Source organism: Embleya sp. NPDC005575 (assembly GCF_040605455.1).
GTDB lineage: Bacteria > Actinomycetota > Actinomycetes > Streptomycetales > Streptomycetaceae > Embleya.
This window is the reverse complement of record NZ_JBEXCV010000078.1, coordinates 33,058-39,760: the sequence shown is the minus strand read 5'-3', so window position 1 is coordinate 39,760 and position 6,703 is coordinate 33,058. Positions and strand designations below refer to the sequence as shown.

Annotated in this window: 6 protein-coding genes and 1 other RNA gene; all 7 read right to left on the bottom strand. The window is 67.6% G+C overall.

Translation table 11 applies throughout. The annotated features are described in order from the left end of the window. Nucleotides 1–66: 66 nt before the first annotated feature. Complete coding sequence (locus tag ABZS54_RS24605; RefSeq protein WP_355539945.1) at nt 67–348, bottom strand: HU family DNA-binding protein; 282 nt, start codon at nt 346–348, stop codon at nt 67–69. A 234-nt stretch (nt 349–582) separates the two neighbouring features. Beyond that, the gene (locus tag ABZS54_RS24600; RefSeq protein ID WP_355539942.1) at nt 583–1,989 is read right to left on the bottom strand and encodes an NAD-dependent malic enzyme; all 1,407 of its coding nucleotides are present in this window, start codon (nt 1,987–1,989) and stop codon (nt 583–585) included. Nucleotides 1,990–2,407: 418 nt separating this feature from the next. Next, nucleotides 2,408–2,777, bottom strand: a transfer-messenger RNA (tmRNA) gene (ssrA, locus tag ABZS54_RS24595). Nucleotides 2,778–2,946: 169 nt separating this feature from the next. Next, nucleotides 2,947–3,426: an SsrA-binding protein SmpB gene (gene smpB, locus ABZS54_RS24590; protein ID WP_355539954.1), complete on the bottom strand. Its 480-nt coding sequence runs from the start codon at nt 3,424–3,426 to the stop codon at nt 2,947–2,949. 93 nt (nt 3,427–3,519) lie between these two features. Beyond that, nucleotides 3,520–4,764, bottom strand: a complete 1,245-nt coding sequence (locus ABZS54_RS24585; RefSeq protein ID WP_355539939.1) for a M23 family metallopeptidase — start codon at nt 4,762–4,764, stop codon at nt 3,520–3,522. Between the two features lie 153 nt (nt 4,765–4,917). After that, nucleotides 4,918–5,823, bottom strand: coding sequence for a permease-like cell division protein FtsX (gene ftsX / locus ABZS54_RS24580; protein WP_355539936.1), 906 nt, complete (start codon nt 5,821–5,823; stop codon nt 4,918–4,920). 56 nt (nt 5,824–5,879) lie between these two features. Further along, nucleotides 5,880–6,569, bottom strand: coding sequence for a cell division ATP-binding protein FtsE (gene ftsE / locus ABZS54_RS24575; RefSeq protein ID WP_355539933.1), 690 nt, complete (start codon nt 6,567–6,569; stop codon nt 5,880–5,882). Nucleotides 6,570–6,703: the final 134 nt, after the last annotated feature.

Here is a 6,703-nt window from a genome sequence, read left to right as displayed (position 1 = left end):
CCCCGGCCCGGGCGGCTCCCCCGAGGGGAAGCCGCCCTTCCGGTTTTCCACCGGGGCGCTACGGGCTTACTTGCCCGAGGCCGCGGCCTTGAGCTTCGAGCCCGCCGAAACCTTGACGCCGAAGCCGGCCGGGATGTCGATCGGGTCACCGGTCTGCGGGTTCCGCGCGGTGCGGGCAGCGCGGTGGGTGCGCTCGAAGGTGAGGAAGCCCGGGATCGAGACCTTCTCGTCGCCCTTGGCGACGATCTCGCCGACGACGTCGGCGAGCGCGCTCAGTACGGCATCCGCGTCCTTGCGGGTCACGTCGGCGCGCTCCGCGAGGGCGGCTACCAGCTCACTGCGGTTCATGTGTCACTCCCGTGTCTTGCTGACCTCCGTCGACGGCCACGAACGTGGTCGCAAACGTGGTGCAGTCCAACTCGCTGTTCTTGCCCCGGGGACGAATCCTGCACTCATCCATGCCCGGAAGCTAATCAAGGACACGCGAAATCACTGGGAAAGCCCCGTGATTTCGCGGTTCCGGCAGATTACGGGGCCGTTCGGGGGCCTCTGCAACCGGGATCCGTACGGACAGTACGACGATCATCCCGCAGGGCTCTGACGCTCCGCCAACACCGCGTCCCGCACCGCCGCCGCCACCACGGCGGACACCTCCGGGTGGAAAACACTCGGAATGATGTAGTTCGGGTTCACTTCGTCGTCGGAGACCACCGACGCCAGCGCCCGCGCGGCGGCGAGCAGCATGTCGTTGGTGATGTGCCGGCTCTGCGCGTCCACCAGACCTCGGAAGACACCCGGAAAAACCAGCACGTTGTTGATCTGGTTGGGAAAGTCGCTGCGGCCGGTGGCGACCACCGCGGCGTACTCCAGGGCCGCCACCGGGTCCACCTCGGGATCCGGGTTGGCCAGCGCGAACACGATCGAGTCGTGGGCCATCGCGGCGATGTCGGAGCCGTCAAGTACGTTCGGCGCCGACACGCCGATGAACACGTCCGCGCCGACCACAGCCTCCTTGAGGGTGCCGGTGAGGCCCTGCTCGTTGGTGTGCTCGGCGATCCAGCGCAGGTCCTCGCCCATGCCCGCGCGGCCGGTGTGCACCACGCCCTGGACGTCCGCGGCCACCACGTGTCCGGCGCCGGCGGAGAGGAGCAGTTTGAGGATCGCCGTGCCCGCCGCGCCCGCGCCGGACATGACAATGCGCACATCCTCGATCTTCTTGCCGACCACCCGCAGCGCGTTGGTGAGCGCCGCCAGCACCACGATCGCGGTGCCGTGCTGGTCGTCGTGGAAGACCGGGATGTCCAGCGTCTCGCGCAGCCGGCGCTCGATCTCGAAGCAGCGCGGCGCGGAGATGTCCTCCAGGTTGATCCCGGCGAAGCCCGGCGCCATCACCTGCACGGCCCGCACGATCTCGTCCGGGTCCTGGGTGTCCAGGCAGATCGGCCACGCGTCGATCCCGGCGAACCGCTTGAACAGGGCCGCCTTGCCCTCCATCACCGGCAGCGCGGCCTTGGGGCCGATATTGCCCAGGCCCAGCACTGCGGAGCCGTCGGTGACCACCGCGACGGTGTTGCGCTTGATGGTCAGCCGGCGCGCGTCGTCCGGGTTCTCCGCGATGGCCAGACACACCCGCGCCACACCCGGGGTGTAGATCATCGAGAGGTCGTCACGGTTGCGGATCGGATGCTTGGACTGCATCTCGATCTTGCCGCCGAGGTGCATCAGGAAGGTACGGTCCGAGACCTTGCCGAGGGTGACCCCCTCGATCTCCCGGACCGCCGCGACGAGCCGATCGGCGTGGTCGGTCGAGGTTGCGGCGATCGTGACGTCGATCCGCAGGCGCTCGTGGCCGGACGCGGTGACGTCGAGCGCGGTGACCGACCCCCCGGCGGATTCGACCGCGTTGGTGAGTCGACTGACCGATCGGCCCCCCGCGGGGACCTCCAGTCGAGCCGTGATCGAGTACGAGGCGCTGGGCGCTGCGGGCATGAACTCTTTCTCCTCCGATCGCTGCGACGCCCGTTTCCCACGGCGTCGCATCGCTCCCGATGGTCTCACTTCGTGGACACGGGCGAGGCCGGGGGCTGCGCCGCGGCCCGCCTTACCCGAAGCGGCCGGCACCGCAAACTGTGATCCTCGTCCTTCGCCGATCATTCCGGCGTCGGGCGCGTGGTCGGTTACGCTGGTCGACGACACCGGCTCGATCCAAGCCCCCGGGCCCAACCATTAGTCCCTACGAGGGACCACTTGCCGAGAGGCGAGCATTGGCGGGTCGGTGTCCTCGACATCACGAACCGGCGGCCCAGAGGTCGCCGGTTCGTCGCGTTTTCGGGAACGCGTCGCACCCACCCGAACGGGCACGCGAAAAGGCCCGGCGTGCGAGCACACCGGGCCTTTTCGTCAACAGGGGTGGAGGTGGCGGGAATTGAACCCGCGTCCTACGGTGCAAAACCAGAGCTTCTCCGAGCGCAGTCCACAACGATTTTCTCGGCCCCGGTGTTCACGTGGACAAGACACCGACGGGCCCAGTTACTGTTTTTTGTCCCGCATGACCCCGTAACCGGGTCGTACGGTGGAGTCCCCTAGATTATGCCAGGGTCCGGGGCGGGGACGCACCCGGTCTGACACCTTCGGATACTCGCTTAGGCAGCGAGGGCGAAGGAATCGCGCTTGGTATCGGCGATTATTTGTTTGCGACATATGGTTAACGAGATCATTGTCGCTTCCTCGGCTCGCTTCCTCTGCTTCGACAGCCGCAGTCGAAACCGATCACCCCCTATTGAGTTTTCAAGCAACCACCGAGGCTCCGAGGAACCCGGGTGTCCTGCTCGACGGCCCGAATCGCCACACTTGCTCGACCCGAACCAGGCACATCGTACGGTCCAACGTCGGACCGGTCCACTTCATTCCCGGTGGTGCGCGCCGCGAACGATCATCGCCCGCCGATCACTGACGGCGGCCGCGCACGTACTTCGACATCACGCGCTCCGTCTCGCGCTTGTCCTGCTGTTCGCGCAGGGTCTGCCGTTTGTCGTAGTTCTTCTTGCCCTTGGCCAGCGCCAGTTCGAGTTTGGCCCGACCGTCCTTGAAGTACAGGCTGAGCGGCACCAGGGTGTGACCCGTTTCCTGGGTCGCCTGGATCAGCTTGTCGATCTCGTGCCGGTGCAGCAGCAGCTTGCGCTTGCGCCGCGCCGCGTGATTCGTCCACGTGCCCTGCGAGTACTCCGAGATGTGCACGTTGTGCAGCCACACCTCGCCGCCGTCGATGCTCGCGTAGCCGTCCACCAGGGACGCCTTGCCGGCTCGCAACGACTTGACCTCGGTGCCGGTCAGGACGAGGCCGACTTCGAGGGTGTCCTCGATGAGGTAGTCGTGCCGCGCCTTCTTGTTCTGCGCGATGAGCTTGCGCCCGGTCTCTTTCGCCATGATCCCTGCATTCTCGCGCATGGCCGCAAGCCCATTACCCGCCCGGGTGGGTGGTCTTCGCGCGCCGAAACCGTCGCCGCCGCGGGCCCGGTCTCACAACCACAGCGCCGGGTCGACGAAGTCGCCGTCCACGAGCACCTCGAAATGCAGGTGTGCGCCGGTGGACCAGCCGGTGTTGCCCGATCGGCCGATCGGGCCGCCGCGGGAGACCCGCTGGCCCTCGCGCACGGTGATCCGGGACAGGTGGTTGTACGTCGTGGTCAGCGCGACTCCGCCGACGCGCCCGTGCGAGAGCACCACGCGGTAGCCGTACGCCGCGTTGTAGCCGGTCTGCACGACCGTACCCTCACGGGCGGCGACCACCGAGGTGCCTTCGGGGACCGCGAAGTCGGTGCCCGTGTGCAGCTTCGTGTACTCCAGGACCGGGTGGTAGCGCATCCCGAAGCCCGAACTGACCGACGCGCGCACCGGGTAGGACAGCGCGCCGCCTTGCGTCGAGGACGCCGGTCGACCGGCGGAGCCGACCGGCGCGTTGCGCCGGTTCACCAACTCGCTCAGCCGCTTCTGCTCGATCCGGATCGCCGCGTAGCGCTGCTGGTCGGCCGCCTTCTCCTCGCGCGCGGTGCGCAGCGCGGCCTCGCGCTGCGCCGCCAACGCGGCCACCTTCGCCGCCGCGTCGGCCGCGGCCTTCTCCAGCGCGACCACCTCGGCCAGATGCCGCCCGGCCTCCGCGTGCCGGGCCCGGGCCTCCTCACGACGCCGCTCCAGCTCGGCCCGCCGGACGTCGATCGCGTCGCGAGTGCGCTCCAGCCGCTCGATCGTCTCGCGGTCCGCCTGGAGCATCTGCCGATAGCCCTGGAGGCTGCTCAGCAGCTCCGCCGGGGTCTGCGCGCGCAGGATGATCGACAACTGCGCCATGCCGCCGTGGCGGTACGCCTGGCCCACCAGCCGGGTCATGTCGTCGCGAACCGCCTGGGTCGCGGCCACCACGTCGCGCAGCTCGGTCTCCGCGGTGCCCACCGCGGCGTCGGCCAGCTCCGCGCCGTGACTCAGGTCGGCCGTCCGGGCCTGCGCCTGGGCCACCCGCGCCCGGGCCGCGTCCAGAGCGGCCCGGGCACCCGGCCCGGCCGCCTCGGCCTCGGTGTACGCCCTCTCCGCGGCCGCCAAACGGGCCGCCGACGCGTCCAGGTCGGCCCGCATGTCCTTGGCCGACGCATCGGCGCGTTGCTTGCGGGCACGCGCGTCACCGCCGTCGGCGTACGCGGGCACGAGGCCGACCGCGGCCGTGATTACCACGAGCGCCGAGAAACCGAGTCGCCTGGTTTGAATTCTGCGCATGATCATAAGAAACGATGAATTGCCGGACATTGCCATGACCCACACCGGTATGGAAGTAATACGAACCCATCCGGACGCATGCATACGTTCGAAGGCCCTGTTCCGCCGTGGCGGGACAGGGCCTTCGGGTGGGATCCGGAAGGGATCCCCGGGTCAGATCTTGAGGTACTTGAGGAGCGTGAAGAACGACGCGATCGCCGACATCAGCACCCCGAAGAGGACCAGGAGCGGCAGGGTCGTGAGCACCGGCCCCCAACCGATCAACTCGAATGCGTTGAACTGCTGACCGAGACCCTTCTTGACGCCGAAGAAGAATCCGGTACTCAACAGGCCGGAGGCCAGCACGCCGCCCAACAACCCGGCGATGGCGGACTCCATGATGAACGGCAGCTGGATGTAGAGATTCGACGCGCCGACGAGCCGCATGATGCCGGTTTCCCGCCTACGGCTGAACGCGGACACCCGGGCCGTGTTGACGATCAGCAGGATCGCCACCAGGAGCATGAAGCCCATCACGCCGTAGGCCGCATACTGCGCGTTCTTCAACAGCTTGAAGAACGGCTCCAGGATCTTGCGCTGATCCTGCACGGACTGCACGCCCGGCCTGCCGACGAACGCGCTCGCCACCACCGAGTACTTGGTCGGGTCCTTGAGCTTGACCCGGAAGGATTCCGGCAACTGGTCGGCGGTCACGCTGCCGGAGAGCGGGGACTCCTTGTTCTGCTCCTTGAAGTGCTGGAAAGCTTGCTGCTTGCTCTCCTGGTAGGTCTTCTCCACGAGCGGCATCCGGCTGAGCTCGGCCTTGATCGCCTCGCGCTGCTCGTTGGATACCTCGCCGCCCGCGCAGCCGGCGTCCTTGTCGCTCTTGCCACACAGGAAGATCGAGACCTCGACCCGGTCGTACCAGAAGTCCTTCATCTCGTTCACCTGAACCCGCAGCAGCGCACCCGCTCCGGCCAGCGTGAGGGACAGCGCGACACTGACGATCACCGCGATCGTCATGGTCAGGTTCCGGCGGAGACCGACTCCGATCTCCGAGAGGACGAACTGGGCGCGCATGATGTCCTAGTCGCTAGGGGCGCGGCCGGACTGCCGCGCCGTGGTGGTCCGGTGGATCAGTGCTGGTAGCCGTACACGCCGCGAGACTGGTCGCGGACCAGACGGCCCTGCTCCAGCTCGATGACGCGCTTGCGCATCTGGTCCACGATCGCCTGGTCGTGCGTGGCCATCAAAATCGTGGTGCCCGTCCGGTTGATCCGGTCGAGCAGCTTCATGATGCCGACGCTGTTCTGCGGGTCGAGGTTGCCGGTGGGCTCGTCGGCGATGAGGATCATCGGCCGGTTCACGAAGGCACGGGCGATCGCCACGCGCTGCTGTTCACCACCGGACAACTCGCCGGGCATCCGGTCTTCCTTGCCGCCCAGGCCCACCAGGTCCAGAACCTCCGGTACCACCTTGCGGATCGTGCCTCGGGGCTTGCCGATCACCTCGAGCGCGAACGCGACGTTCTGATACACCGTCTTGTTGGGGAGCAGGCGGAAGTCCTGGAAGACGGTGCCCACTTGGCGGCGCAGAGCGGGCACCTTCCAGTTGGACAACCGGCCGAGGTCCTTGCCGGCCACGAAGATGTTGCCCACCGACGGTCGCTCCTCTTTGAGGACGAGCCGCAGGAAGGTGGACTTACCCGAGCCCGAGGACCCGACGAGGAAGACGAACTCACCCTTCTCCACTTCGAGGGAGACGTCGTGCAACGCGGGGCGCGGCTGCTTCGGGTAGGTCTTGCTGACGTTGTCGAATCGGATCACGGTTGCATCACGGTGCGCCAGTGTAGGGGGCAGGGCATACGGCTGGGGGCACAGAGGGGGCCAAGGGACCACACTGCCCGGAGCCGGGCGCCCAGGCTCGAACAGAGTGGTCGTCGGGCATGGCCATTCCGTGA

Excerpts from the sequence above, each read along its gene's own strand:
- ABZS54_RS24600 (WP_355539942.1), bottom strand. The coding sequence starts at position 1,989 with ATGCCCGCAGCGCCCAGCGCCTCGTACTCGATCACGGCTCGACTGGAG.
- ABZS54_RS24605 (WP_355539945.1), bottom strand. The coding sequence starts at position 348 with ATGAACCGCAGTGAGCTGGTAGCCGCCCTCGCGGAGCGCGCCGACGTG.
- smpB (WP_355539954.1), bottom strand. The coding sequence starts at position 3,426 with ATGGCGAAAGAGACCGGGCGCAAGCTCATCGCGCAGAACAAGAAGGCG.
- ftsX (WP_355539936.1), bottom strand. The coding sequence starts at position 5,823 with ATGCGCGCCCAGTTCGTCCTCTCGGAGATCGGAGTCGGTCTCCGCCGG.
- ABZS54_RS24585 (WP_355539939.1), bottom strand. The coding sequence starts at position 4,764 with ATGCGCAGAATTCAAACCAGGCGACTCGGTTTCTCGGCGCTCGTGGTA.